This window comes from Ruegeria atlantica (assembly GCF_947495585.1).
Classification (GTDB): Bacteria; Pseudomonadota; Alphaproteobacteria; order Rhodobacterales; family Rhodobacteraceae; genus Ruegeria; species Ruegeria atlantica_G.
In genome coordinates this window covers 113,361-138,004 of the sequence record NZ_CANLZK010000013.1, presented here as the reverse complement: position 1 = coordinate 138,004, position 24,644 = coordinate 113,361, and the positions used below count along the sequence as shown (strand labels likewise).

At 57.4% G+C, this 24,644-nt stretch carries 27 protein-coding genes and 1 pseudogene; 16 read left to right on the top strand and 12 right to left on the bottom strand.

The features are described from left to right. Both QMP16_RS19120 and QMP16_RS19115 read right to left on the bottom strand, forming a co-directional pair. A pseudogene (locus tag QMP16_RS19120) lies at positions 1-210 on the bottom strand (hypothetical protein); the annotation flags it as partial. A 54-nt stretch (positions 211-264) separates the two neighbouring features. After that, positions 265-978: a uroporphyrinogen-III synthase gene (locus tag QMP16_RS19115; RefSeq protein WP_282153674.1), complete on the bottom strand. Its 714-nt coding sequence runs from the start codon at positions 976-978 to the stop codon at positions 265-267. Between the two features lie 96 nt (positions 979-1,074). On the opposite strand from QMP16_RS19115, the gene tsaD reads away from it, so the two are divergent. From tsaD to QMP16_RS19095, 4 genes are read left to right on the top strand one after another with little or no spacing between them, the layout of a single operon-like run. Continuing rightward, a complete protein-coding gene (gene tsaD, locus QMP16_RS19110) occupies positions 1,075-2,172 on the top strand; it encodes a tRNA (adenosine(37)-N6)-threonylcarbamoyltransferase complex transferase subunit TsaD (protein ID WP_282153673.1) in 1,098 nt (365 codons plus the stop codon). Then, positions 2,169-3,131: an NAD(P)H-dependent glycerol-3-phosphate dehydrogenase gene (locus QMP16_RS19105; protein WP_282153672.1), complete on the top strand. Its 963-nt coding sequence runs from the start codon at positions 2,169-2,171 to the stop codon at positions 3,129-3,131. Before tsaD ends, QMP16_RS19105 begins: the two co-directional genes overlap by 4 nt. 1 nt (position 3,132) lies before the next feature. After that, a complete protein-coding gene (locus tag QMP16_RS19100; protein WP_058275177.1) occupies positions 3,133-3,402 on the top strand; it encodes a YciI family protein in 270 nt (89 codons plus the stop codon). Beyond that, entirely contained in the window at positions 3,402-3,824 is a 423-nt protein-coding gene (locus tag QMP16_RS19095) for an EVE domain-containing protein (RefSeq protein ID WP_282153671.1), read from the top strand. Before QMP16_RS19100 ends, QMP16_RS19095 begins: the two co-directional genes overlap by 1 nt. A 213-nt stretch (positions 3,825-4,037) precedes the next feature. Here the strand turns inward: QMP16_RS19095 and QMP16_RS19090 are convergent, their stop codons facing one another. Further along, positions 4,038-4,379 carry a DUF2853 family protein gene (locus QMP16_RS19090; RefSeq protein WP_282153670.1) on the bottom strand — a complete coding sequence of 114 codons (342 nt, stop codon included), beginning with the start codon at positions 4,377-4,379 and terminating at the stop codon, positions 4,038-4,040. Between the two features lie 198 nt (positions 4,380-4,577). Between QMP16_RS19090 and QMP16_RS19085 the strand changes: the two genes are divergently transcribed. Continuing rightward, complete coding sequence (locus QMP16_RS19085; RefSeq protein ID WP_282153669.1) at positions 4,578-5,225, top strand: DUF899 family protein; 648 nt, start codon at positions 4,578-4,580, stop codon at positions 5,223-5,225. 17 nt (positions 5,226-5,242) lie between these two features. Here QMP16_RS19085 and QMP16_RS19080 read toward each other — a convergent pair whose 3' ends face one another. The 3 genes from QMP16_RS19080 to QMP16_RS19070 all read right to left on the bottom strand — a co-directional run bounded on the left by QMP16_RS19080 (position 5,243) and on the right by QMP16_RS19070 (position 7,814). Further along, complete coding sequence (locus tag QMP16_RS19080) at positions 5,243-5,992, bottom strand: extensin-like domain-containing protein (RefSeq protein ID WP_282153668.1); 750 nt, start codon at positions 5,990-5,992, stop codon at positions 5,243-5,245. Between the two features lie 14 nt (positions 5,993-6,006). After that, the gene (gene ahcY, locus QMP16_RS19075; protein ID WP_282153681.1) at positions 6,007-7,395 is read right to left on the bottom strand and encodes an adenosylhomocysteinase; all 1,389 of its coding nucleotides are present in this window, start codon (positions 7,393-7,395) and stop codon (positions 6,007-6,009) included. Positions 7,396-7,499: 104 nt separating this feature from the next. After that, complete coding sequence (locus QMP16_RS19070) at positions 7,500-7,814, bottom strand: hypothetical protein (RefSeq protein WP_282153667.1); 315 nt, start codon at positions 7,812-7,814, stop codon at positions 7,500-7,502. Between the two features lie 204 nt (positions 7,815-8,018). Here QMP16_RS19070 and QMP16_RS19065 point away from each other — a divergent pair, with 204 nt between their 5' ends. After that, positions 8,019-8,612: an HD family hydrolase gene (locus tag QMP16_RS19065; RefSeq protein ID WP_282153666.1), complete on the top strand. Its 594-nt coding sequence runs from the start codon at positions 8,019-8,021 to the stop codon at positions 8,610-8,612. Here the strand turns inward: QMP16_RS19065 and QMP16_RS19060 are convergent. The 5 genes from QMP16_RS19060 to QMP16_RS19040 all read right to left on the bottom strand — a co-directional run bounded on the left by QMP16_RS19060 (position 8,609) and on the right by QMP16_RS19040 (position 11,639). After that, positions 8,609-8,980 (bottom strand): VOC family protein, encoded by a 372-nt coding sequence (locus QMP16_RS19060; RefSeq protein ID WP_058275170.1) that lies wholly within the window; start codon positions 8,978-8,980, stop codon positions 8,609-8,611. The genes QMP16_RS19065 and QMP16_RS19060 overlap by 4 nt on opposite strands. A gap of 275 nt (positions 8,981-9,255) precedes the next feature. Further along, on the bottom strand, positions 9,256-9,651 hold the full coding sequence (locus QMP16_RS19055; protein WP_282119815.1) for a DUF805 domain-containing protein: 396 nt from the start codon (positions 9,649-9,651) through the stop codon (positions 9,256-9,258). A 92-nt stretch (positions 9,652-9,743) separates the two neighbouring features. Next, a complete protein-coding gene (locus QMP16_RS19050) occupies positions 9,744-10,238 on the bottom strand; it encodes a lactoylglutathione lyase family protein (protein ID WP_282153665.1) in 495 nt (164 codons plus the stop codon). Positions 10,239-10,377: 139 nt separating this feature from the next. Beyond that, positions 10,378-10,932, bottom strand: coding sequence for an ActR/PrrA/RegA family redox response regulator transcription factor (locus QMP16_RS19045; protein ID WP_058275167.1), 555 nt, complete (start codon positions 10,930-10,932; stop codon positions 10,378-10,380). 86 nt (positions 10,933-11,018) lie between these two features. Further along, on the bottom strand, positions 11,019-11,639 hold the full coding sequence (locus QMP16_RS19040) for an SCO family protein (RefSeq protein WP_282153680.1): 621 nt from the start codon (positions 11,637-11,639) through the stop codon (positions 11,019-11,021). Positions 11,640-11,731: 92 nt separating this feature from the next. Here QMP16_RS19040 and regB point away from each other — a divergent pair, with 92 nt between their 5' ends. From regB to QMP16_RS18990, 10 genes are all read left to right on the top strand, one after another. Continuing rightward, on the top strand, positions 11,732-13,129 hold the full coding sequence (regB, locus tag QMP16_RS19035) for a sensor histidine kinase RegB (protein ID WP_282153664.1): 1,398 nt from the start codon (positions 11,732-11,734) through the stop codon (positions 13,127-13,129). Between the two features lie 85 nt (positions 13,130-13,214). After that, a complete protein-coding gene (locus QMP16_RS19030; protein WP_282153663.1) occupies positions 13,215-14,723 on the top strand; it encodes a PAS-domain containing protein in 1,509 nt (502 codons plus the stop codon). Positions 14,724-14,764: 41 nt separating this feature from the next. After that, positions 14,765-15,238, top strand: a complete 474-nt coding sequence (gene tsaE / locus QMP16_RS19025) for a tRNA (adenosine(37)-N6)-threonylcarbamoyltransferase complex ATPase subunit type 1 TsaE (protein ID WP_282153662.1) — start codon at positions 14,765-14,767, stop codon at positions 15,236-15,238. Continuing rightward, on the top strand, positions 15,235-16,239 hold the full coding sequence (locus QMP16_RS19020; protein ID WP_282153661.1) for an aminoglycoside phosphotransferase family protein: 1,005 nt from the start codon (positions 15,235-15,237) through the stop codon (positions 16,237-16,239). The genes tsaE and QMP16_RS19020 overlap by 4 nt, the downstream gene beginning before the upstream one ends. Then, positions 16,236-16,922, top strand: a complete 687-nt coding sequence (locus QMP16_RS19015) for a nucleotidyltransferase family protein (RefSeq protein ID WP_282153660.1) — start codon at positions 16,236-16,238, stop codon at positions 16,920-16,922. Before QMP16_RS19020 ends, QMP16_RS19015 begins: the two co-directional genes overlap by 4 nt. Further along, positions 16,915-19,842, top strand: a complete 2,928-nt coding sequence (addB, locus tag QMP16_RS19010) for a double-strand break repair protein AddB (protein WP_282153659.1) — start codon at positions 16,915-16,917, stop codon at positions 19,840-19,842. The genes QMP16_RS19015 and addB overlap by 8 nt, the downstream gene beginning before the upstream one ends. Continuing rightward, entirely contained in the window at positions 19,839-23,198 is a 3,360-nt protein-coding gene (gene addA / locus QMP16_RS19005) for a double-strand break repair helicase AddA (protein ID WP_282153658.1), read from the top strand. The genes addB and addA overlap by 4 nt, the downstream gene beginning before the upstream one ends. A gap of 59 nt (positions 23,199-23,257) precedes the next feature. Next, positions 23,258-23,578 carry a thioredoxin gene (gene trxA / locus QMP16_RS19000; RefSeq protein ID WP_058275159.1) on the top strand — a complete coding sequence of 107 codons (321 nt, stop codon included), beginning with the start codon at positions 23,258-23,260 and terminating at the stop codon, positions 23,576-23,578. 91 nt (positions 23,579-23,669) lie between these two features. Then, positions 23,670-24,020, top strand: a complete 351-nt coding sequence (locus QMP16_RS18995) for a Lin0512 family protein (protein ID WP_282153657.1) — start codon at positions 23,670-23,672, stop codon at positions 24,018-24,020. Beyond that, a complete protein-coding gene (locus QMP16_RS18990) occupies positions 24,017-24,379 on the top strand; it encodes a Lin0512 family protein (RefSeq protein ID WP_282153656.1) in 363 nt (120 codons plus the stop codon). Before QMP16_RS18995 ends, QMP16_RS18990 begins: the two co-directional genes overlap by 4 nt. A gap of 61 nt (positions 24,380-24,440) precedes the next feature. Here QMP16_RS18990 and QMP16_RS18985 read toward each other — a convergent pair whose 3' ends face one another. Continuing rightward, complete coding sequence (locus QMP16_RS18985; protein WP_109313874.1) at positions 24,441-24,635, bottom strand: DUF1127 domain-containing protein; 195 nt, start codon at positions 24,633-24,635, stop codon at positions 24,441-24,443. Positions 24,636-24,644: the final 9 nt, after the last annotated feature.

Here is a 24,644-nt window from a genome sequence, read left to right as displayed (position 1 = left end):
TTCGGCTTCGGCTTCGGCTTCGGCTTCGGCTTCGGCTTCGGCTTCGGCTTCGGCTTCGGCTTCGGCTTCGGCTTCGGCTTCGGAAAGGGCCTCTTCTAACGGCTCATCTGCGTCAACGACTGTCTCATCACGCTGCGAGGTGAATTCAACTGTTTCGTCCGACTTGGGGTCTTCCACCGGCTTTTGATCGGTTTTTTTCTTACGAGCCACCGCGACGTTCCCCTTATCGAATCCAATTTCATATGAATAACAGACCACTCTAAGTTAATCAGTGGTCTCTCCACGCTCAACCCGCATCGCGTGTTTGACAAGCTTTTTCACGGCTTTCCGCATTTTCTTGGGTGTCGGCTCTTTGGCGATCTTCAGGCGCTCATAGTCCAAGGAATAAAGGGGCTCGGCCGTGGCTTCGCTGATGGCAACCAGCCACAAAGGTGCTGTTCCAGTCCAGATTTCGGCAAATTGTCGCGCCGTTCGGGGCGAAAACAGCGGTGCGAGAACAGGTCTGTCACCGGATGTGGCCGCAGCCGCTTCGGATGTCAGCGGTAACAAACGCTGTTGATAAACAATCTGTTCGTGAACCGTCAGCCCCGATTCGGTCAGACGCCCGGCAACATTTCCCCGCGTATGTTCACCCCTGAGATGCAGCAACGGGCTTTCAGGCCGGTGTTTCAACAGGTAGGCCACCAGTTCTTCGGCGGTATTACCCACCATCAATGCATCCCATCCAGCCCCTTTGGCGGTTCCAGTGGTCGCCGGACCAACACAATAGGCGGGCAGATCGGGTTTAACGCCCAGCGACGCGGCGGCATTGACCGAGTTGGCCGAAGTAAAGATCAATCCGCGAATTCCGTCCGTTTCGACCGCAACTCTCAGGGGTCGGATTTCCAGAATCGGAGAATAGATGACATCCACCCGCGACCTGACGCGGTCCGACAGCTGTGTGACAAACCTTTCAGAGGCGGCGCGAGGGCGGGTCATCAACAAATACAATGGCGGGGCCTTCGGCCTTGGGATTGTTTGCGTCCGCGCAGGGTGATACCCCGCTTGAGTGTCATGATGCAACGGATCAGGCCTATGGTGCAAACACTTACCGTTCTTGGATTGGAAAGCAGCTGTGATGACACGGCCGCCGCTGTTGTGCGCCAATCCGATGGTGCGGGTGCCGAGGTTCTGTCGTCTATTGTTCACGGTCAAACCGAGCTGCACAGCGCATTCGGCGGGGTCGTGCCCGAAATCGCAGCGCGGGCCCATGCCGAAAAACTGGATATTTGCGTGGTGCAGGCGTTAGAGGCTGCCGGCCTGACGCTGACCGATATGGATGCAATTGCCGTCACTGCGGGTCCCGGCCTGATCGGCGGGGTCATGTCCGGCGTCATGTGCGCCAAAGGGCTGAGCGCGGCAACCGGACTTCCCCTGATCGGCGTGAACCATCTGGCTGGTCATGCGCTGACGCCGCGCCTGACGGATGGTATCGCGTTTCCCTATCTGATGTTGTTGGTTTCAGGCGGGCATTGTCAGTACCTGATCGCGCACGGGCCGGAACAATTTACGCGACTGGGCGGAACAATTGACGATGCCCCTGGCGAGGCGTTCGACAAAACCGCTCGTCTTCTGGGCCTGTCGCAACCCGGCGGTCCTTCGGTTGAGACCGAAGCACGCTCTGGTGATCCCAAGCGTTTCCGGTTTCCCCGACCTCTGCTGGATCGGCCCGGATGTGATCTCTCCTTTTCGGGGCTGAAAACCGCGTTGATGCGGATGCGGGATCAGATTGTTGCTGAAAAGGGCGGTCTGACCCGTCAAGACCGCGCCGATTTGTGCGCCGGGTTCCAACAAGCGGTCGTCGATACTCTGGCCGAGAAAACCCGCCGCGCGATTGACAGGTATCTTGAGGAGAACCCAATTGATCCAGTCATTGCCGTCGCTGGCGGCGTTGCCGCCAATTCCGCCATTCGGGCTGCGTTAGAGACTGTTTGCGCCGAAAAGGGCGCTCGGTTTACTGCTCCGCCGCTCAACCTGTGTACCGACAATGCCGCCATGATTGCCTATGCCGGCATGGAACGATTTCGCATGGGTGCGCGTGACGGGCTGGACCTTACGGCGCGCCCTCGCTGGCCTTTGGACAAGACCAGTCCTGCGATGCTGGGCGGCGGCAAGAAAGGCGCCAAGGCATGAGCGTTTCCGTTCTGGGATCTGGCGCATTCGGCACTAGCCTGGCCATTTCACTGGCCGGGAACGGGCCGGTTACGCTGTGGTCTCGGGATCAAGGTCAGGCCCAGCATATGCAAACAGCGCGTGAAAACACCCAGCGCTTGCCCGGCGTGGCTTTGCCTGCTGATATCACGGTAACATCGAACATCGATCAGGCGACCGGGCCTGATGTCCTGCTGATGGCCGTCCCCATGCAGAAATTGCGCGACGCCCTGCTTGAACATGCCTCGGCTCTCGCCGGGAAAACCCTGGTGGCATGCTGCAAGGGTATTGAGCTTTCGTCCGGGCTTGGGCCCATATCTGTGATCCGGCAAACGATTCCGGATGCACAACCTGCCTTGCTGACCGGCCCCAGCTTTGCCGACGACATTGCACGCGGGTTGCCAACGGCGCTAACCTTGGCCTGCGCAGATGACTCGCTGAGTCTGACGTTGCAACACGACTTGACCACTGCCAACCTGCGCCTTTATCGAACCACCGACATGGTTGGGGCGGAATTGGGCGGTGCTTTAAAAAACGTGATCGCCATTGGATGTGGTGCTGCAATCGGGGCCGGGTTGGGCGACAGCGCGCGCGCCGCCTTGATGACACGCGGGTTTGCAGAAATGCAGCGCTTTGCGCTGATGCGCGGGGCGCGACCCGATACGCTTATGGGATTGTCTGGATTGGGGGATCTGGTCCTGACTTGTTCGTCTGAACTGTCCCGAAACTATCGCTTTGGCCTGTCATTGGGTCGGAATATCCAGTTCGATACCCACACCACCGTTGAAGGGGTCGCCACAGCGCGGGCCATGACGGAAATTGCCACCGCTGAAGGGCTGGACATGCCCATCAGTACAACGGTGGCAGACCTTAGCAGTGGCGCCTACAGTGTGACCGAAGCTATCCGAGCCCTGCTCAACCGACCCCTGAAGGAGGAATAATATGCTGATCGCTCTCATCGCCCGTGACAAGGACGGCGCGCTGCAAACCCGGCTGGACAATCGCGCTGCCCACCTGGCCTATATTGAGGAAACGGGTGTCGTTGCGCAGGCGGGTCCCTTGCTGGACGGCGACGCAATGATCGGCTCTTTGATCATTCTGGAGGTCGAAGACATGGCCGCCGCGCAAAACTGGGCGGACAACGATCCTTATGCAAAAGCCGGGTTGTTCCAATCGGTTGACCTGATTGCATGGAAAAAGGTCATAGGCTGATGGCGTATTGGCTGTTCAAATCCGAACCATCGACTTGGGGTTGGGACCAGCAGGTTGCCAAAGGGGATGCGGGCGAAGAATGGGACGGCGTGCGCAACTACCAGGCGCGCAATTTCATGCGTCAGATGGCAGTTGGCGATCGCGGGTTCTTCTACCACTCGCAAAAGGACAAGGCGATTGTTGGTATTGTCGAGGTCTGCGCGCCGGCGCACCCCGACAGCACCACGGATGACGAGCGTTGGGAATGCGTGGACATTAAGGCCGTTCGCCCGTTTACAACCCCTGTCACGCTGGACCAGATCAGGGCTGACGAGCGTTTGGGGGAAATGGTGCTGGTCAAAAACTCTCGCCTGTCTGTTCAGCCGGTCAGCGATGCGGAATGGCAGGTGATCTGCGATCTGGGCGGCACGCAGGCTACTTAATAACAGATTAAAGGGAAGGCCCTGACGAATGCAGAACCTTCCCTACCCCGCGTGCTCCCGACTCACCACACGCGTATGGAAATTTTGGCTCTGACCGTCCTGGTCACGTCCTGACACTAACCGATCCATGCGGCGCGGTTCAAACGGCAAGTACTTAAAATTGGAAACGCCCGCCAGGGATCTGACGGGCGCTGCAAAAAAGGTGTGGCGAGATCAGCCGTAAACAGCCTCTTTGCCGAAGTGCTTGGTCAGCATGTAATACACGACGGCGCGGTATTTGTTACGCTCGGACATGCCATAGGTTTCCAGTGCCTTGTTGATCGCTTCCATCAATTCCGGTCCATCTGACAGGCCCAGCTTTTTGATGAGGAAGTTGTTCTTGACCGTTTCCAACTCACCTTCCTGAGTTGCCGCGACAGTCGATGCATCGGCGTCATAAATTGCAGGGCCACAGCCGATTGTGACTTTGGTCAGCAGATCCATATCTGCGTCCATACCGCATTTGGACTTCAGGTCCTCGGCATATTTAGCGATCAGGTCGTCGCGTTTTCCCATGGTTATCTCCCGGTTGAAACTTGTTTTTGGCCATACCAGCGCCGCAGACACGGTAACGGGAGCGGGAATTTGCACAAAGGGAAAAATTAGCTGCATTCCCCCTAAACCATGCCGGTCTGATCTGAGGCTTGATTTTGATGGTCTTTTATTTAACAATAAGGTTAAATATATCATTCGTTCCGAAACCAGGAGGTCACAATGCCCGTGTCGCTGCCCAACGAAACTTCGCAATACAGAACTGCACGAAACACCTTGCTGTCGGCTGAGGCTGAACTGCGGGCTCAGATTGAAAAGGTTGCAAAGCTGCGTCGCAGTTTGCCCAAAGGCGGGGCAGTTCCGCGGGACTATGCATTCCGGTCAGACCGGGGTGCGCCGACACCGCTGTCGTCTTTGTTCGGATCACATGACACCTTGGCTATATACTCGCTTATGTACGGGCCGGATGCAGAGGCACCTTGCCCGATGTGTTCTGCCTTTCTGGACGGGTTGAATGGACAGGTCGCCCATATATCGCAGAAAATCGCCTTTGCGGTCGTGGCGCAAAACACCTGTGAAAGGCTTGCAGCGCTGAAAGCGGAAATGTCATGGGATGATCTACCGCTCTATTCTGCATTGGGCACAGACTATCAGCGCGACTATCTGGCCGAGGCCGAGGATGGAAGCCAACTGCCGATCCTGAACGTCTTTCAGCGCGATGCGGACGGCATAAGCCATTTCTGGAGTTCCGAGCTGTTCTTTGAGCCCAGCGACTGGCATCCGCGGCACGTGGATGCGGCGTGGCCCCTGTGGAATATTCTGGATTTCACACCACAAGGACGCGGAGATTTCTTTCCGTCCCTGCGTTAAATACCCATCAAGTTAAACTATCGGCAATAACCCCAACCGGGACCCTGTAGATGAAAGTGATCCGCGTGCAAGCGATTGAAATCAGGACCCAATACCACACGAAACCAATCACATGCACCGCGCCAGATCTGGCGCAGAAATTGACCCTCAGGTCCTTCGGTGCTCCAATCGGATAGCAAGGTCAGACTGCGCCCATCAGCGAATTGCAAACCAACAATATCAATGGAATCCGCCTTGGCATGGCTGCTCCAACCGCTGCTCTGACCCTGAGCGGTACGCATCTGGCGGCAATTGTAACTGCCCACATGCCGCAACCGGCTGACCTGCGTGCCCAAAAGATCTCTCGCAGTGGGTTGAACGACATGATGTTCCCACATGGCCAGCCGCAAAGTGGTCGCGCAACTGGTTTCAACCGCATTTACTCCCGATGTCACCAGCGCAGACAACAGACCGCGCCCGGTGATGCCGCAATTCTCATCCACGATCAGATCATCCATCGCCTCAAAGTTCGCGCCGGCGTCGGCCAAGGCGGCGCGGCACTGTACTTCATTCACCAGCGCGCGATTAAGCTGAAACCGTGTGATTGGCGTGACCGACGCGGTGATTTTCAGCTCTCGCAAAGGGTTCCAATGCGATGGCACGGGTGTTCCCGGGTGCGCCAACAACCACCATCCGCCCCCTCCGAACAGGATGGCTACAACGGCGATACTAAAAACAAAAGACGCCGCCGATAACAGGAATCGGCGGCGTCCGGAGTGTTTGTTCATGCGTTCTTTCGCACTCAATAACGGTAGTGTTCCGGTTTGTAGGGGCCTTCGGGCTTCACGCCAATGTAAGATGCCTGCTCGTTGTCCATCTTGGTCAGCTTGACGCCGATACGATCCAGATGCAGACGCGCAACTTTTTCATCCAGATGCTTGGGCAGGATGTAGACGTCGTTGTTGTACTGGTCGCCCTTGGTGAACAGCTCGATCTGCGCCAGAACCTGGTTGGTGAACGAGGCCGACATCACGAAAGACGGGTGACCGGTCGCATTACCAAGGTTCAGCAGGCGGCCTTCGGACAGCAGGATGATGCGATTGCCCGAGGGCAGTTCGATCATGTCCACCTGTTCCTTGATGTTGGTCCACTTGTGGTTCTTCAGGCTGGCCACCTGAATCTCGTTATCGAAGTGACCAATGTTGCCGACGATCGCCATGTCCTTCATCTCGCGCATATGCTCGATGCGGATCACGTCCTTGTTGCCGGTGGTAGTGATGAAGATGTCGGCAGAAGCGACTTCGTCTTCCAGCAACGTGACTTCGAAACCGTCCATCGCGGCCTGCAGGGCGCAAATCGGGTCAACTTCGGTCACTTTCACACGGGCACCAGCACCGCGCAGAGACGCGGCCGAACCTTTGCCAACGTCACCGTAACCGCAAACCACGGCAACCTTGCCGGCCATCATGGTGTCAGTGGCGCGGCGGATGCCGTCAACCAGCGATTCCTTGCAGCCGTATTTGTTGTCAAACTTCGACTTGGTGACCGAGTCGTTCACATTGATCGCCGGGAACGGCAGTTGGCCGTCTTTCACCAGTTGATACAGGCGGTTCACGCCGGTGGTGGTTTCCTCGGACACGCCCTGAATCTGGTCTCGCATCTTGGTGAACCAGCCCGGCGATGCTGCCATGCGCTTGGCGATCTGCGCCTTGATGACTTCTTCTTCTTCGGATGTCGGAACAGCGATGATATCCTCACCCGCTTCGGCACGTGCGCCCAGCAGAATGTACAATGTCGCGTCGCCACCATCGTCCAGGATCATGTTGGGGCCATCGTCGAACAGGAAGGACTTGTCCAGGTAATCCCAATGCTCTTCCAGAGTCTGACCCTTGATGGCGAAGACAGGAACGCCAGCCTCGGCAATTGCTGCCGCCGCGTGGTCCTGAGTCGAGAAGATGTTGCACGATGCCCAGCGCACGTCCGCGCCCAGCGCGACCAGAGTTTCGATCAGAACAGCTGTCTGAATGGTCATGTGCAGCGAACCGACGATACGGGCACCCGCCAGAGGTTTGCTTTCGCCATATTCGGAACGCAGGGACATCAGGCCCGGCATCTCGGTTTCGGCAATGTCCAGCTCTTTACGGCCAAACCCAGCCAATGAAATGTCTTTAACGATATAGTCCCCGGCCATCAGGTGCTCCATTTCCGGTAAATCATAATCCGGGCAGCCCCTAGCATTCCTTGGGGCAGGTGGCAACGCAAATGGCCGAAAACTGGGTGAACCTGTGGCTCAAATCAACTTGGTTCACCCTTTAGCTCTATCTTTGGTATCGCTTCAAAAAAATCTGTGCCAACGGCGACAATACAACTAATGCCGTTCGCCTGGGTCACCAGAACCGTATAGCTTCCGGTTGTCTTCGAGGTCCAAACCTCCATAACAGCCCGTGCGCCCCGCGTTTTCTGCAATCCGCCAAAGACCAGTTCTTCTGAATAACTGTCCTGCAGTTTAGCGATCACATGTTCGCGCTGTGCACAGTTTTTGGCGAAGGCGGGCGGCGCAGTGGCGGCCATGCCGAAGGTCAGGGTTATAGCAAATAGGCGTTTGAACATAACATGCTCCTTTCGATACGCGTTTCAGTACGAGAGGGGCACAACTGAAAGGAGTACGCCCCCCTCAGTCCATATGTCGGGATCAAAACGTGCAGGTTCAAAGCACGAAAGCTCAATAAATTGTTGGCAGCCTGTGATCCAGACAGGTACATCATAGCACAAAAGCGCGAAGTTAACGTGTCCTAGTTCACAAGGCATGGCAGAATGGCAACACAACCCAGAGCATGGCAGCGAATGCTTTCCGGTCGCAGACTGGATTTGCTGGACCCGACCCCTGTGGATATCGAGATCGAAGATATCGCGCACGGTCTGGCCTTTGTGGCCCGCTGGAACGGTCAGACAGCAGGTGATTTTGCCTATTCCGTGGCCGAGCACTCCCTTCTGGTTGAAGAGCTTTTCGGTCGGATTGCCCCCAAAGCCCCGGTAAAATGGCGATTGGCCGCGCTGTTACACGATGCGCCGGAATATGTGATCGGAGATATGATCTCTCCGGTCAAATCCGCCGTCGGCCCGGATTACGGCGCGCTGGATGACCGGCTGGCTGCGGCGATCCACATTCGGTTCGGCCTGCCGGCGGAGGTGCCGAAAACAGTGAAACGGCAGATCAAAAAAGCCGATAAGATCAGCGCCTGGATGGAGGCGACACAGATTGCTGGGTTTTCTGAGGCTGAGGCGACCAAATTCTTTGGTCGGCCAGATAAAGCAGTGATGGAGGGGTTGGTGATCACGTTACGCCCGCCGATTGAAGTGCGGCGGGCGTATATGGAACGTCATATGGCTCTGCTGACGCAGCTTTAGCCGAAGACGTAAAAGCACAGCTTATTGCCGTCCAGATCGCGAGCATAAGCGCCGTAGAACCGATCAGGGACGCGCTGGCCGGGTTCTCCTTCATCTGTAGCACCAAGGCTGATTGCCTTCTCGTAAAGCGCCTTAGCCTCATCCTTGGAGTCAGCTGCAAAAGCAACCATTCCGCCATTACCGGTCTCGCAGGCTTCGCCATCGTAGGGTGTGCAAACGGCGAGCATTGGCGCTGAAGGGTCATTGCCGATGAAAGCGATGCGCCCCGCGTCGATCACAACCTTTGCGCCCTTGTCGGCAAACAGTGTCGTATAAAAACTTTTTGCGCGCTCCAAATCCGAAACGCCGATGGTCACATAGCCGATCATTGATTTACTCCATTGTGACGAAAGATGAATTCCCTGCCCAAACCTCGGGCAAAGTGGTACTGGTATCAAGTCACTAAACTGTCAGGACCGGCGCACTATTGCAGACTTTTCCTGGGCCAGGGCATTCAAGGATTTTGGGCGGCCGGACAAAGCGGTGATGGAGGGGTTGGGGATCACGTTGCGCCCGCCGACAGAGGTGCGGCAGGCATACACTGAACGGCGCGAAGAACTGCTGCTGAAACTGTAGCCTGAAACGACGACTTTCACCCCTCAAATCAGGGGAAGACGTCGGGTTCTCCAAACTGGTTTGAACCACTCTCACTTGGCTGAATGTAGAAGTACAACAGGACCAGAGTTCCGATTATCGGAATCAAGCCAATCAACAGCCACCATCCAGTTCGTCCGATGTCGTGCAAACGTCTGGCTCCAATCGCCAGATTGGGAAGCAAAAGCCCAAGCGAAACCAAAACGGAAAGCGGTTGTCCGGCGTTCGGCTCAAACACCCCAAATCCGAGCATCGGAGCGATCAAAGCGCCATCAATTATTCGCGTCACCAGAAGAACGAGAAGAACGGCCAGAACCCACCACCAAAACGTCGGGCGCGAAGAACGCCCATTGAATTTGGCGTAGTTTGACAGAGCCCTTCGAAATGCCGTCGTGAGATTGTTCATGCCATCCTCCGCAATTGGACGGCATTCACATATCACTATTTCAAATTATTTAACACGGAAACTACCAGATTGGTGGTCTGCCAACAAACAAGTCACGCGTATGCCCCGGCCGAATAGGTCAGTTCATAAGAATGACTGTATAGCTCAAATACGTTTCCAAACGGATCTTCCATGTAGACCATGCGATAGGGTTTATCGCCAGGGTAGTATTTGCGAACCTGCTTCATTCGCTGTTTTCCACCAAGCTCTTCGATGGTCTTGACCCGTTCTTCAAGGTTGTCATCCTGAACACAGAAATGGAACAACCCGCGACGCCAATATTCGAACGGCCTCTCTTCTTCGATCGTGTTTGGAAACTCGAAGAGTTCAATACCTATACCATCCCCCATCGAAAGATGAGCAATCCGAAATGAACCCCAGCCTTCTCCAAAAACATCGTCACACATCTGACCTATGGCACTATCGTCATGCAGCACTTCGGTGGGCTCCATAAGCACATAGAGTCCAAATGCCTTAGAATAGAATTCTACCGCTTTTTCCAGGTCTGGAACGGTTACTCCGATGTGTGAAAAGTTTAGTGCAGACATTTTTAGAGACTCCTCGTTCCGCAGCAAACAAGAGAAAGGGCATCAGCAACCCTTGCCGATACCCCCGAAATAGTGCGCTTGTTTCTGTCTCCACGTCCAGAACGAAGCAAAGGTCCGCTTTGGTCCGACCAGAAGAGATTTAACGCGGGCTGCGCTTCGCCAATATCCGCTGCAATGTCCGACGGTGCATGTTCAGGCGCCGCGCGGTTTCGGAGACGTTCCGGTCGCACAACTCATAGACCCGCTGGATATGCTCCCAACGGACGCGGTCCGCACTCATGGGGTTTTCTGGTGGCGGGGGCAGTTCATCGCCCTTGGCCAGCAGCGCATTGGTGATGTCGGTGGCGTCGGCGGGTTTCGACAGGTAATCTGTGGCGCCGATCTTGACCGCAGCCACGGCGGTCGCAATTGCACCGTATCCGGTCAGGACCACAACCCGGCTGTCGGGGCGCTTTTCGCGCAGCACTTCGACCACATCCAGACCGTTGCCATCCTCAAGCCGCAGGTCAACAACCGCATAGGCGGGCGGGCGGGCGGTGGAAATGGCGCGGCCTGCGGCGACGGAACCTGCGGTTTCAACCTCGAACCCGCGTTTTTCCATCGCTTTTGCCAGACGTCTCAGAAACGGTTCGTCATCGTCCACCAAAAGCAGCGTTTTATCGGGGCCGATGTCGAGGTCAGAGCTGTCCGCCATATTCTGTTCTTTCCGCTATTTCACGCCTTTGGCTTAACCATGAGTAATAGCAGCGCCATCCCAAAGGTCAAACAACCCGTCGTTTTCTAGATTTTGTCGAGGAAACAGCCAACCTTGTCGGCCATCTGTTCGGCGGTGTCGTCCCGGTTGAAGAATTCGATGAACCCATCCTCAGGCGTGACAAGATAGGTAAAGGTCGAGTGGTCTACCAGATAGTACTCATCGCTTTTGTCATGGGCCTTGTAGTAAGTTTTGTAGGCTTGGCTGGCGGCCTTGACCTGCTCGGGCGTGCCGGTCAGCGCGATGGTTTTGCCACCCAGGTTAAAGGCATAGTCGGCCATCACTTCGGTCGTATCGCGATCCGGGTCAATTGAAATGAACAAGGGCGTCACGGACTGGCCACGCTCGGCCAGAATGTCCACGGCCTCAGCATTGCGGGACATGTCGAACGGGCAGACGTCGGGGCAGAAGGTATAGCCGAAATAGACCAACGTCGGTTCGGTGATCACGTCGGTGTCGGTGACTGTTTCGCCCTTGCCGTTGAGCAGTTCAAAAGGCCCGCCGATGGCCGCCGTTCCGCCAGCGATCTGACTGGTCCGGCATTGCGCGAACTTGTCATCTGATCCGGCACCGCGCGTCAGCAGCCACATGGCCCCCAGGCCCACGGCAAGAACAACGGTTGCGAGGATGGCATAAAGACGGACCATGACATCAATCCTGACATAAGAGGGGTTGTTGATCGTTTCGGCCGGGACACCTATCAAGAAGTTCAGCCGATGCAACAGGACATAATCGACCGATGGCAAATTCCAACATCACATTATGGCGCGGTCAGGAACGCAGCAGCTGGATTCGGCTGCGCACCCTGATCCTGTTGCGCTGGGTGGCCATTTTCGGCCAGATCACAGCGATCACCGTCGCGCAGCAAACTTATGACATCCAGCTGGACGCAACGCTTTGTTATCTGGCGATTGGCGTCTCGGTCATGGGGAATCTGACTGCAATTCTGCTGTTTCCCCGCAACAAGCGCCTGTCCGAGTTCGAGAACTTCCTGATGGTGCTGTTCGACCTGCTGCAGCTGACCATTTTGCTGTACCTGACAGGCGGGCTGAACAACCCGTTTGCGCTGTTGCTGGTGGGGCCTGTCACGATTTCCGCGAGCGTCATGAGCACCCGGTCAACCCTGATAATCGGCTGCGTTGCCATTGCCTTGACAACACTTCTGGCCGAATTCCACCTGCCTTTGCGCACCGCATTGGGGGCAGAACTGGACATCCCAGATATTCTACTGTTCGGAAACTGGGCCGCAATCGTCATCGCAATTGTCTTTCTGGGCGCGTATTCGCATCGCGTCAGCTCAGAGGTACAATCTATGTCCGAAGCGCTGGCCGCCACCCATATGGCGCTTGCACGCGAACAGAAGCTGACCGATCTAGGCGGCGTGGTCGCCGCCGCCGCGCATGAGCTGGGCACGCCACTGGCAACGATCAAACTGGCGAGCTCCGAGTTGATTGAGGAATTGGATGACCGGCCCGACCTTATCGAGGACGCCGCCCTGATCCGCGAACAGGCGAACCGTTGCCGCGATATCCTGCGAGACATGGGCCGGGCGGGCAAAGACGACCTGCATCTGCGTCAAGCCCCGCTTTCTACCGTGGTGCATGAAGCCGCCGAGCCGCATATCAACCGAGGCAAGACCGTTCATTTCTTCGAAGGCCCGGCCGAGGATGGCGATGTGCAGCAGCCCTCGATCCTGCGCAAGCCCGAGATCATTCACGGCCTGCGCAACCTGATCCAGAACGCGGTGGATTTTTCGCGCGGAAATGTCTGGGTCGAGGCGGAATGGTCCACCAAACAGATCACCGTCAGCATCATGGATGACGGTCGTGGATATCCGTCGCAGATGATCGGCCGGATCGGCGATCCCTTCATGCGCCGCCGCCGCAGTGAGACCGAAAAAAGGACCCGTCCGGAATATGAAGGCATGGGTCTGGGTCTTTTCATTGCCAAAACGCTGCTTGAACGCAGCGGAGCAGAGCTGGATTTCGCCAACGGATCGGACCCATACCAAACCCTGTCGGATAACCCCGAACGCCGGGGTGCGATCGTCAAGGTGACCTGGCCCCGTAACCTTGTGGATGCGCAAACCGGTGATACGCCTGTGCCTTCGGGTGTAAACCAGCGTTTCCAAACCTGATCTGACACGGGCTAACATTGGTTAAGACCCCGTTAACCATTAAGGCGCATAGTACCGCTTCTTGGTTTCGCGCACCGGAGGGCGCATGGTCGACTGGATCATTCTGGCCATCATCGGCCTTGTTTCCGCAAGTCTTGCCGTGCAGTGGCTGTTGCCCCGCAGGCGGGAACGGGGGGACAACTTTGGGCTGTCCTCACCTGCCTCCTTGTTTGATGCGGCATTCCTGTTTGATGGTGACCGGCTTATCAGTCACTCGGACATTGCTTTGGAAGGGTTCGAGCAGGTCCGTGATTGGGCCGATCTGTGCCGGCTGCTGCACAGAGATTTTCCAACATTCCCCGAAACACCTGATCAGGTCCGGCGTGAAGGCAACCTGGTCATCCCGGCCATCGATTGCACGGTTGAACGCGATGTTCTGTGCGAATGGATAGACGGAATTGTACGCGTTCAGCTGCGCGACCGTACCGATTGCCCCTCGATAACTCAAATCGCATCAAATGATCCAAACCGCCTTGCCATGGAAAAAGCGCCCTACCCTGTCTGGCTGTTGGATCATCAGGGCGATGTGCGCTGGTGCAATGCTGCTTATGTTTCGCTGGTGCGCAAAGTACGGGATCAGGACACGGACCTGACCGCACCATTGTTTCCGGTCCCCGATGCCGACCAACCGCTAAGCGCAAAGGCGCGGGTCTCAATTTCCTCCGAGTTCAGTGAAAACAAGCTGTGGTTCGATCTGACGTTGGTAGATCACCCCGAAGGGCACTTGTCTTATGCCGTGGACATCAACGCGATCGTCGAGGCGGAGGTGGCGCAGCGCAAATTCGTTCAGACCATGACCAAGACCTTCGCGCAATTGCCCATCGGGCTGGCTATTTTTGACCGCAACCGCCAGCTGGCGTTGTTCAACCCAGCCCTGATCGACCTGACTACCCTGCCCCCGGATTTCCTAAGCTGCCGCCCCAGCCTGTCCAGCTTTTTCGATCGCCTGCGGGATCAGCACATGATGCCCGAGCCCAAGAATTATCGCAGCTGGCGCAGTCAGATGAACGACCTTCTCGAAGCGGCGGAGGACGGAAACTATCAAGAGACATGGTCCCTGCCATCGGGCTCGGTTTATTCGGTCAGTGGACGCCCGCACCCGGACGGAGCGGTTGCCTTTTTGTTCGAGGACATCACTGCCGAGATCACTCTGACCCGTCGGTTCCGGTCAGAAATGGATCTGATGCAATCCATTCTGGACAAACTGGCCGATGCCATCGCCGTCTTCAGTGACGATGGTACACTGGCTTTTACCAATTTCGCCTACCAACAGCTTTGGGGTGATACAGGCGACGCAGGCTTTGACGCGGACTCCGTTCTTGAGGTGACCAAAAGCTGGCAGGAACATTGCACCGCGACACCAATCCTTGGCGAAATTCGCGATTTTGTAGAGGCGCGGGAAAATCGCGCGGAATGGTCGGGTGTGATCTATCTGCGAAACGGTATCCAGGTGTTGTGCACTGTCAGCCCGATGCAGAACGGGGCCACCATTGTTCGTTTCTCGGTGGATCGGGATGCGCTGATGCGGCAAGAGGCGCAGCAAATCAGCGCCTGAACCGGGTTGCAGCCAACCGGGCGCAAGGCCATTGTGGCGCCATGACCAATTCGCCCTGCACGATCACTTTGAATTCGCCCGAGGAAACAGCAGAATTCGCTGCCCGCCTCGGTGCAGAATTGAGATCTGGAGACATCTTGTTGCTTGAGGGCGAGATCGGCAGCGGAAAGACCCATTTTGCCCGCAGCCTGATCCAATCGCTGATGGTCGAGCCCGAAGATGTGCCTTCGCCGACTTTCACGTTGGTTCAGGCTTATGACACGCCGGCCGGGGAAATCTGGCACTGCGATCTGTATCGCCTGAGCGCGGTTGAGGAGGTCGAAGAACTGGGCGTGACCGAGGCTTTCGAAACCGCAATCTGTCTGATTGAATGGCCGGATAAATTGGGCCCGCTGACGCCGGAGTCTGCAGCGAGAATATCTTTCGAAACAGATCCTAACATGACAGAAGCACGCCATCTGACCCTTCGCTGGTCAGATCCGAAATGGCCCGTGAAACTAAGGATTCCCGCATGACAAACCGCGCGGTATTGGCCGAAGCGTTGATCGCGCAGACCAAATGGTCAAATGCAAAGCACGCGCCGCTGGCTGGGGATGCCTCGAACCGTCGGTACGATCGGCTGACCGATCCGGAAACCGGCAAGACGGCGGTGTTAATGGATTCACCCCCGGGCAAGGCGGAAAATGTCGAAGATTTTGCCCGCATGGCCGAATACCTGCGGTCCCTTGGTCTGAGCGCGCCCGAGATTTATGCCGAGGACACGCATTACGGATTTCTTCTGCTCGAAGATCTCGGCGACGACCTCTTCGCGCGCGTGCTTGCTCAGACCCCCAGCATGGAGCGTGCGCTTTATGAGGTCGCAACGGATGTTCTGATTGACCTACACAAGGCGCCAAGCCTGTCTCTGCGATCCTATGATCCGAGTTTGATGACCGAACTGGCCGCGTTGTCCTTTACCAAATACGCGCAGGCCGTGCAGGGCACGCACGACGCCGATGCGCGTAACCGTTTCGAAAACCGGTTCTCGGATATTCTGCACCGAGAAACTTCGGGGTCCAAAGTTGTTGTGCTGCGCGATTACCACGCTGAAAACTTGATCTGGTTGCCGGATCGCGACGGGGTTCAGCGCGCTGGTCTGTTGGACTTTCAAACCGCCATGCTGGGCCATCCGGCCTATGATCTGGTATCTTTGTTGCAGGATGTGCGTCGCGATGTGTCACTCGGAACCGAGATGCAAATGGTGAATCGTTATATCGTGGCGACTGGGGTGAATGATCATGACTTCCGCACAGCCTATGCGGTGTTGGGCGCACAGCGAAACCTGCGCATTCTGGGCGTCTTTGCCCGGCTGGCAACCGAGTACGGCAAGCCCAGCTATATCGATCTGATCCCGTCAACCTGGGCGCATGTGATGCGGGATCTAGAACACCCCGCACTGGTTGCGGTCGCAGACCTGCTGCGCGACGCCCTGCCCGCACCCACCCCTGAAAATCTGGACAGGCTCCGACAGAAATGACCCAAGACCCCGAAGCCGTCATGCTGTTTGCAGCCGGGTTTGGCACCCGTATGGGCGCGTTGACCGAAAATCGGCCCAAACCACTGATCAAGGTCGCCGGCCGGCCTCTAATTGATCACGCGTTGGACTTGGTGAATGCCCTGCAACCCAAGCGTATCGTGGCCAACCTACATTATCTGCCAGATCAGCTTGAAGCTCATCTCGTCCCAAAAGGTGTTCTGCTTTCCCATGAAACGTCGGAGATTCTTGAGACTGGCGGCGGAATACGCGCCGCTTTGCCCCTGCTTGGATCTCACCCGGTTTACACCCTGAATCCAGACGCGATCTGGTCAGGACCGAACCCTTTGACGATGCTCCGCGAGGCGTGGAATCCCGATCACATGGACGCGCTGTTGATGTGTATTCCAGTGGATCAGACTGTCGGGCACACGGGCAAAGGCGATTTCACAGCAGATGAGAACGGACGGATCGTGCGCGGCGGTAGTTTGATCTATGGCGGTGCGCAGATCATGAAGACCGAGGGGTTGATGGATATCCCAGAAAAGGCATTTTCGCTGAATGTCCTGTGGGACCGGATGCAAAAACAAGATCGCCTGTTTGCCCTCACCTATCCCGGTCGCTGGTGCGATGTCGGCCACCCCGAAGGGATTACTCTCGCCGAGGGGTTGATTGCCAATGTTTGAACCCAACCCAGTTCCACGTGTTTTTGCCGTTCCACCCGGTTCGGACTTCCCGAAAATGTTGGTTCAGGGGTTGCAAGATCGCAGTGCAGCGCATCCGCCCGAGATGCTGGCGCGCGTTCAACTGGTCGTCAATACAAGGCGTATGGCCCGGCGCGTCCGCGACTTGTTTGACCAAGGCCCGGCGTGCCTGTTGCCGCGTTTGACACTGGTCACTGATTTGGGTGAAAGCGTCGATCTTGCGCAAATACCTCCGGCGATTCCACCGCTGCGGCGCAGGTTGGAGTTGACGCAGTTGATCGCTAAGCTGTTGGAACAACAGCCTGATCTGGCTGCGCGGTCTTCACTTTTTGACTTGTCCGACAGCCTAGCCGCGCTGATTGATGAGATGCAGGGCGAAGGCGTTTCGCCCGACGCGATCCGGCAATTGGACGTCAGTGATATGTCCGGACACTGGGCTCGCGCGCAGGCGTTCATCGGGATTGCCGATCACTTCATCGACTCGGGCCATGACACGCTGGATGTTCAGGCCCGGCAGCGGCTTGTGGTGGAAAACCTGATCGAACGCTGGCAAGTCGCTCCGCCGCAGCATCCGGTTATCCTTGCCGGGTCAACCGGGTCACGCGGAACCACCCTGATGCTGATGGAGGCGGTCGCGCGCCTGCCGCAAGGCGCATTGATCCTGCCAGGGTATGATTTCGATCAGCCCGACCGCGTTTGGCGCGGGTTGGACGATGCGCTGACATCGGAAGATCACCCGCAGTACCGGTTCCGCAAACTGATGACACAGCTTGGTTTGGAGCCTGATCAGATCATGCCTTGGACGGGTGATCAACCACCCTCGTCTGCTCGCAACCGCTTGGTTTCGCTGGCTTTACGCCCAGCGCCGATCACGGATGCCTGGATGTCCGAAGGCCCGCAACTGACCGATCTGGATGGCGCCACAAAGGACGTGACACTGGTCGAGGCGCAATCGCCCCGGTCCGAGGCGCTGGCCATCGCGCTGCGCCTGCGCCAGGCAGCCGAAACCGGCCAAACTGCCGCGCTAATCACACCTGACAGGATGCTGACCCGCCAAGTCAGCGCTGCTTTAGATCGCTGGAACATCCTTCCCGATGACAGCGCTGGTCTACCGCTGCAACTATCGCCGCCCGGCCGGTTTCTGCGTCACGTGGCGGGGCTTTTCGCACGGTGTCTGGATGGCGAGGCATTGCTGACCCTTCTGAAACACCCGCTGTGTCATGATGGTGATGAGCGCGGCGCGCATTTGCTGCACACGCGGGACCTTGAACTAGATTTGCGCCGACATGGCCCGCCTTTCCCAGACGGCGCTAGCCTGACCGCTTTTGCAATCCGCAAAGAAGTTCCCGAGGACTGGGTACGTTGGCTAAACTCCCATTTCTGCGATCAACAGATCGCGGGCCAACTCCCATTGACGGATTGGGTTGCCAAGCTGCGCGTCATGGCTGAGGCGATTTCGGCGGGCGCGTCAGGGGAAACAGGCACGCTCTGGGATAAGAACGCAGGCCAAAAGGCGCAAGGCGTCCTGAGCGCACTGGAAAAAGAGGCGCAACACGGCGGCCCGATGACCGCCCATGATTTCGCCGACCTGTTGGGTGCTTTGCTCGCGGGCGAAGAGGTCCGGGATCGCGACGCCCCGCATCCACACATCATGATCTGGGGCACGCTCGAGGCGCGCGTGCAAGGGGCAGATTTGCTTATCTTGGGCGGCCTAAATGAAGGCAGCTGGCCTGAGGCCTCCGCGCCAGACCCCTGGCTGAACCGCCAGATGCGCGACAAGGCCGGACTTTTGCTGCCCGAACGGCGGATCGGCTTGTCGGCACATGACTTTCAACAAGCCATCGGCGCGCCCGAGGTCTGGCTGACCCGCGCCAAGCGGTCCGATGACGCAGAAACCGTTCCATCACGCTGGCTGAACCGCCTTACGAACCTGCTGCACGGCTTGCCGGGGCAGGGCGGGCCTGAGGCATTGTCAGAAATGCGCAACAAAGGACGGCAATGGCTGCAATGGGCGGAACAGCTTGAAGTCGCGTCGCATATCGAACCGGCAACGCGCCCATCTCCGCGGCCGCCGGTGGCATCGCGCCCGAACCGGTTGAGCGTAACGGAAGTCAAACGGCTGATCCGCGATCCTTATGCGATTTACGCCAAACATGTGCTGCGCCTGAAACCTCTGGACCCTTTGGTGCAAGCGCCAGATGCCTTGTTGCGCGGGATCGTGATCCACGAAATTCTGGAACATTTCGTCAAAGACAGTGTTCTGGACACGGCCTTGTTGACCCGCGAAAACTTTTTGAAACGCGCGGAAACCTTGTTGGATCAACATGTTGCGTGGCCCACAGCGCGTAAGCTGTGGCTGGCGCGGCTGGAACGCATCGCGGATGATTTTCTGACCGCCGAAATCGCGCGGCGAGGGGACGGAGGGCCTGTCGCCTTTGAGGCGGCGGTGAAATTTGTGCTGTCGCCCCTGGATTTCACCATCGCGGGCCGTGCTGACAGGATAGATCGCAACAAACGCGGCGCGTTGCGGATTGTCGATTACAAGACAGGAACACCCCCGACGGAAAGCCAACAATCCAAGTTCGACAAACAGTTGCTGATCGAAGCCGCGATGGCCGAAGAGGGCGGTATCGACGGGTTCGACCCTTCACCCGTGGCCGAGGCGATTTTCATCGGCATGGGCGGCACTTACAAAGAAGTACCCGCACCGCTGGCGAAAGAGCCGCCAGACAAGGTTCTGGCCGAGCTAAAAGAATTGGTTTCTGCTTATTTAGAGCCTGATCAGGGGTTTTCATCCCGTCGCATGTTGCACAAGGATTCGGATGTGGGCGATTACGATCAATTGGCGCGGTTCGGGGAATGGGACCGCACTGATGACACAACGCCAGAGGACCTGACATGAGCGCCCGCAACGACGCAACCGAGCGGCAGGTACAGGCCGCGCGGCCCGACGCCTCGACCTGGTTGGCGGCCAATGCAGGCTCTGGAAAAACGCGGGTTCTGACTGATCGGGTGGCGCGTCTATTATTGGGCGGCGTGCAGCCACAGCATATCCTTTGTCTGACATACACCAAGGCAGCCGCCAGCGAGATGCAAAACCGGTTGTTTGATCGCCTCGGACAATGGGCAATGAAGGATGATGTCGGCCTTCTTTCCCAACTGACCGATCTGGGTGTTCCGGGTGTTATCGACCCCGAACGGCTGGCACAGGCCAGAACGTTGTTTGCGCGCGCCATCGAAACACCCGGTGGCCTGAAGATCCAGACGATCCACTCGTTCTGCGCTTCACTGCTACGGCGTTTCCCGCTTGAAGCCGGGGTCAGCCCGCAATTTTCAGAGATGGAGGACCGCGCGGCAGCCCTATTGCGTGAAGAGATTGTCGAGGATTTTGCCGCAGGCCCGCAGGCCACCCTGATCGAAGACGTCGCCTGGTTTGTCACAGATACCGGGTTCGACAAGCTTACTGCGGCCATCACCCAGAAACGCAACCTGTTTGCGCAACCGCTGGAATGGGCCGATGTGCTGCAACGGTTTGAACTGGCCGACGGGTTCGATGAAGACGCTTTAATAGGACGTGTGTTTCTGGGCGGCGAGGTGGAATTGATCAGGTCGATTCTGCCGGTGCTTTCCGAAAGTGGCGGCAATAACGCCAAGGCGGCCGACAAGCTTGCGGCATTTACCGAGGCCCGGGTTAGCAGCTTACCTATTTTGGAAAGCGTGCTTTTGACCGGAAAATCCGCCAAAGAACCCTTCACGGCTAAAATCAACAGTTTCCCGACCAAAGCCCTGCGCGAAGGGGCGCTGGTGGGCAAGATGCCCCAGCTCGAAGCGTTGATGTTGCGGGTGGAGGCCGCGCGCGAACATCGGCTGGCCCTGGTGGCCGCGCGCAAGACAATGGTGCTGCATCGCTTCGCGACGGCGTTTTTGCCGGAATATGAGCGGCGCAAGCAACTGCGCGGATGGCTAGACTTTGACGACCTGATCTTACGTGCACGGCAGGTGTTGAATGATCCGGCGGTTGCCGAATGGGTGTTGTACCGACTGGATGGCGGCATCGACCACATACTGGTGGACGAAGCGCAGGATACCAGTCCCGATCAGTGGGATGTGGTCGAAAAACTAGCGCAGGAATTTACCAGCGGGGAAGGGGCCCGGTCCGGGGTTGAACGCACGATTTTCGTGGTCGGTGACAAAAAGCAGTCGATCTATTCCTTCCAAGGCGCCGATCCGCAGGCATTCGATCTGATGCAGGCTGAGTTTGGGAGAAAACTCTTGGAATCAGGCTCTAAATTGTGGGATTCCACGTTAGAATACTCATTCCGGTCCTCCAGCGCGATCTTGTCCTTGGTCGACATCCTGTTCGAAAACCGAGCAGAAGCCGGATTTCATAAGGAAAGCCAGCACCGCGCGTTCAAGGCGGATCTGCCGGGCCGGGTGGACCTGTGGCCCGTGGTCGAAAAGGTCGAAGACGATGAAGATACCGACTGGACCGATCCGGTAGATCGGCCCGGCGCGCGGCATCACACCGTCATTCTGGCCGAGAAGGTGGCGCAGTCGATCAAGGCAATGATCGACCAAGGTGAGACGATCCCTGAGGATGGCGAAACGCCCGGCACATTTGTACGGCGGAAGGTTCAACCGGGGGATTTCCTGATCCTCGTTCAACGCCGCTCGGACCTGTTTGCCGAGATCATCCGCGCCTGCAAAGCCGCTGATCTGCCGATAGCCGGGGCAGACCGGCTTAAGGTCGGTGCGGAATTGGCGGTCAAAGACCTGGCCGCGCTGCTTAGCTTTCTGGCCACGCCCGAGGATAGCCTGTCGCTTGCCACAGTTTTGAAATCGCCGCTGTTCGGGTGGGGCGAACAACAATTGTTCGATTTGGCACATCGGCGCAAAGAACAGTTCCTTTGGGCGGCTCTGCGTCAACGCGCCGAAGAATACCCTGAAACACTGGCCGTTCTGCACGACTTGCGCGGGCAGATCGACTTTCTGCGCCCCTACGACCTGATAGAACGCATCCTGACCCGCCATGATGGCCGTCGTAAACTGCTGGGCAGGCTGGGAGCCGAGGCGGAAGACGGGATCAACGCGCTGTTGTCGCAGGCATTGGCGTACGAGCGCACGGATATCCCAAGCCTGACTGGATTTCTGGTGTGGATGCAGACCGATGATCTGGAAATCAAACGGCAGATGAGCGGCGTCGGAAGCATGATCAGGGTGATGACGGTGCATGGTTCCAAGGGGTTGGAGGCTCCGATTGTGATCCTGCCGGATACGGGCAAACGGCAAGCTCCGCGCGATGCCGAGATCATGGTGGCCGAAGGTACACCGCTTTGGAAAGTTCCGGCTGACGCGTCCCCGGCGTTGATTGCGCGTGCGCGCGACGAAGCCCGAGCGCGGGAAGAAAATGAGCGGCTTCGCTTGCTCTATGTGGCTCTAACACGAGCTGAAAAGTGGTTAATCGTGGCGGCTGCCGGCGATGTCGGTAAGGATGGGACCAGCTGGTATCAAATGGTGCAGGCCGCAATGGAACGGGCAGGGGCGGTGGCGCCGCCCGGCTCAGAATCTCTGCGATTGTCGCACGGGGATTGGGGTGCATCGCCGATTGTTGAAGCCACAGGAACCGCAGTGGCGGTGACGGGCCTGCCAGCCCCGTTCCTGTCGCCCGCCACACCACCGGAGCCTGAAGCGGAGACGCTCAGCCCTTCCGATCTGGGGGGCGCTAAGGCTTTGCCCAGCGATGCAGGTCAGGACGAAGAGGCGGCAAAGCTGCGCGGCACACGGTTGCACCTGCTGCTGGAACACTTGCCCTTGATTGCGCGGAAAGACTGGCCGCAGCTTTGCGCGCGGGTTCTGCCCGATATGCAGGACGCGGAACGGCAAGAGCTGATGGACGAGGCATGCGACGTTTTGACTGCGGCGCATCTTCAGTCTGTCTTTGCCACGGACGCCTTGGCTGAGGTGCCCGTGACGGCCGACCTGAACGGACGCCGCATGCACGGGGTGATTGACCGATTGATCATCACCGATACAGAGGTTCAGGTCATTGATTTCAAAACAAATGCAACGGTTCCCAACAGTGCTGAGACATGCCCTGAGGGGCTTTTGCGACAGATGGGGGCGTATGCCAACGCCTTATCACAGGTCTATCCGAACCACGAAATTCGCACTGCGATCTTATGGACCAGGACAGCAGATCTGATGTGGCTGCCACACGATCTTGTGACGCACGCCCTGTCACGCACCCAGATATCTTGACCTTGGATTGCCCGGCCCCTACGTTCTGTTCCCGAGATACCCCATTCAGGAGACAGAATATGTCGACCGTTGCCGTTACCGACGATACCTTTGACGCCGAAGTCAAAAACTCTGATGTCCCCGTTGTGGTGGATTTCTGGGCCGAATGGTGCGGCCCCTGTAAACAGATCGGCCCCGCTCTGGAAGAACTGGCCAACGAATACGGCGGCAAAATCAAAATTGCCAAGGTAGACGTGGACAGCAACCCGAACGCCGCTGCCGCCATGGGTGTGCGTGGCATTCCTGCTCTGTTCATCTTCAAGGACGGTCAGGTTGTGTCGAACCGCGCCGGTGCGGCCCCCAAAGCCGCACTGCAAAGCTGGATCGACGAATCCATCTGATCCGATGTGATCGGTATTGATCAAGGGCGTCCGAATTTGGGCGCCCTTTTTTGTGATTGGCTCAATTGGGCCATCAATACAGGGAAATCAAATGGCGAAAACACGGGTTCTGGTGGAATTCGGGATGGGCACATCCCTGCGGCGCAAGGATTATACCGAGGCCGCCCTGCGGGCGATCAAGGATGCGCTGTGGCATAACTCAGTGAACATGGCTGAGCTGTTCGACTTTCCGAAAGAGGCGATGATCATCGACGCCGAGGTGGGTGTGCAGCAGCCCGACAAGGTCGACACCGAGGCGCTGAAGGCGATCTTTCCCTATGGCCAGCCCAACATCACTGTGACCAAGGGCGGATTGGATGTTGATAAACCCCACACCGATGGCCGCACTGTGATCGCCAACGCCGCCGTCATCGTTTCATTCGATATGGAGCCCGCCCAATGACCAAAAAACGCATCATTCTGGAAATGGGCACCGGCAACGATCTGTACGGTCAGGATTACACCAAAGCCGCCTGTCGCGCCTTGCAGGACGCGCTGCATCATTCGTCGATCACGCTGTTTTCCAAGCTTGGAATCGATCACAAGGAGATGCGGGTTCAGGTGACCATCGCCGTTCAACAACCTGATGAGGTTGACTGTGACAAGGTCGCCGCCGATCTGCCAAGGGGCCGCGCCGAAGTGCGGGCCGTCAAGGGTGGGTTGGATGTCGTGGATGACGCCGCGGGCACGCGCCACGTCGTCGCCACAGCCGCGATTGAGGCGTACCTGCCGGATCAGGCTGGTAAATACGTGCAAAGCTGACAAAGAAAAAGCCGCTCGGATACCCGGGCGGCTGCTTCAAATTCTGGTTCTGATTGCGGGATCAGATTTTTGCGATGTCCGCACGCACCAGACCGATGTCTTCCAGCTGTGCGTTGGTCAGACCCGACAGGATCTTGCGTGTCTTGCGGCTTTCGTTCCACTCAACAGCGGATTCGAAGACATTGATGAATGCATCCACTACGTGCAGGATGGTAGCTGCTCCGAGTGGGGCATGGATGTTTGCAGTTGTTGCCATGTTCCCAGT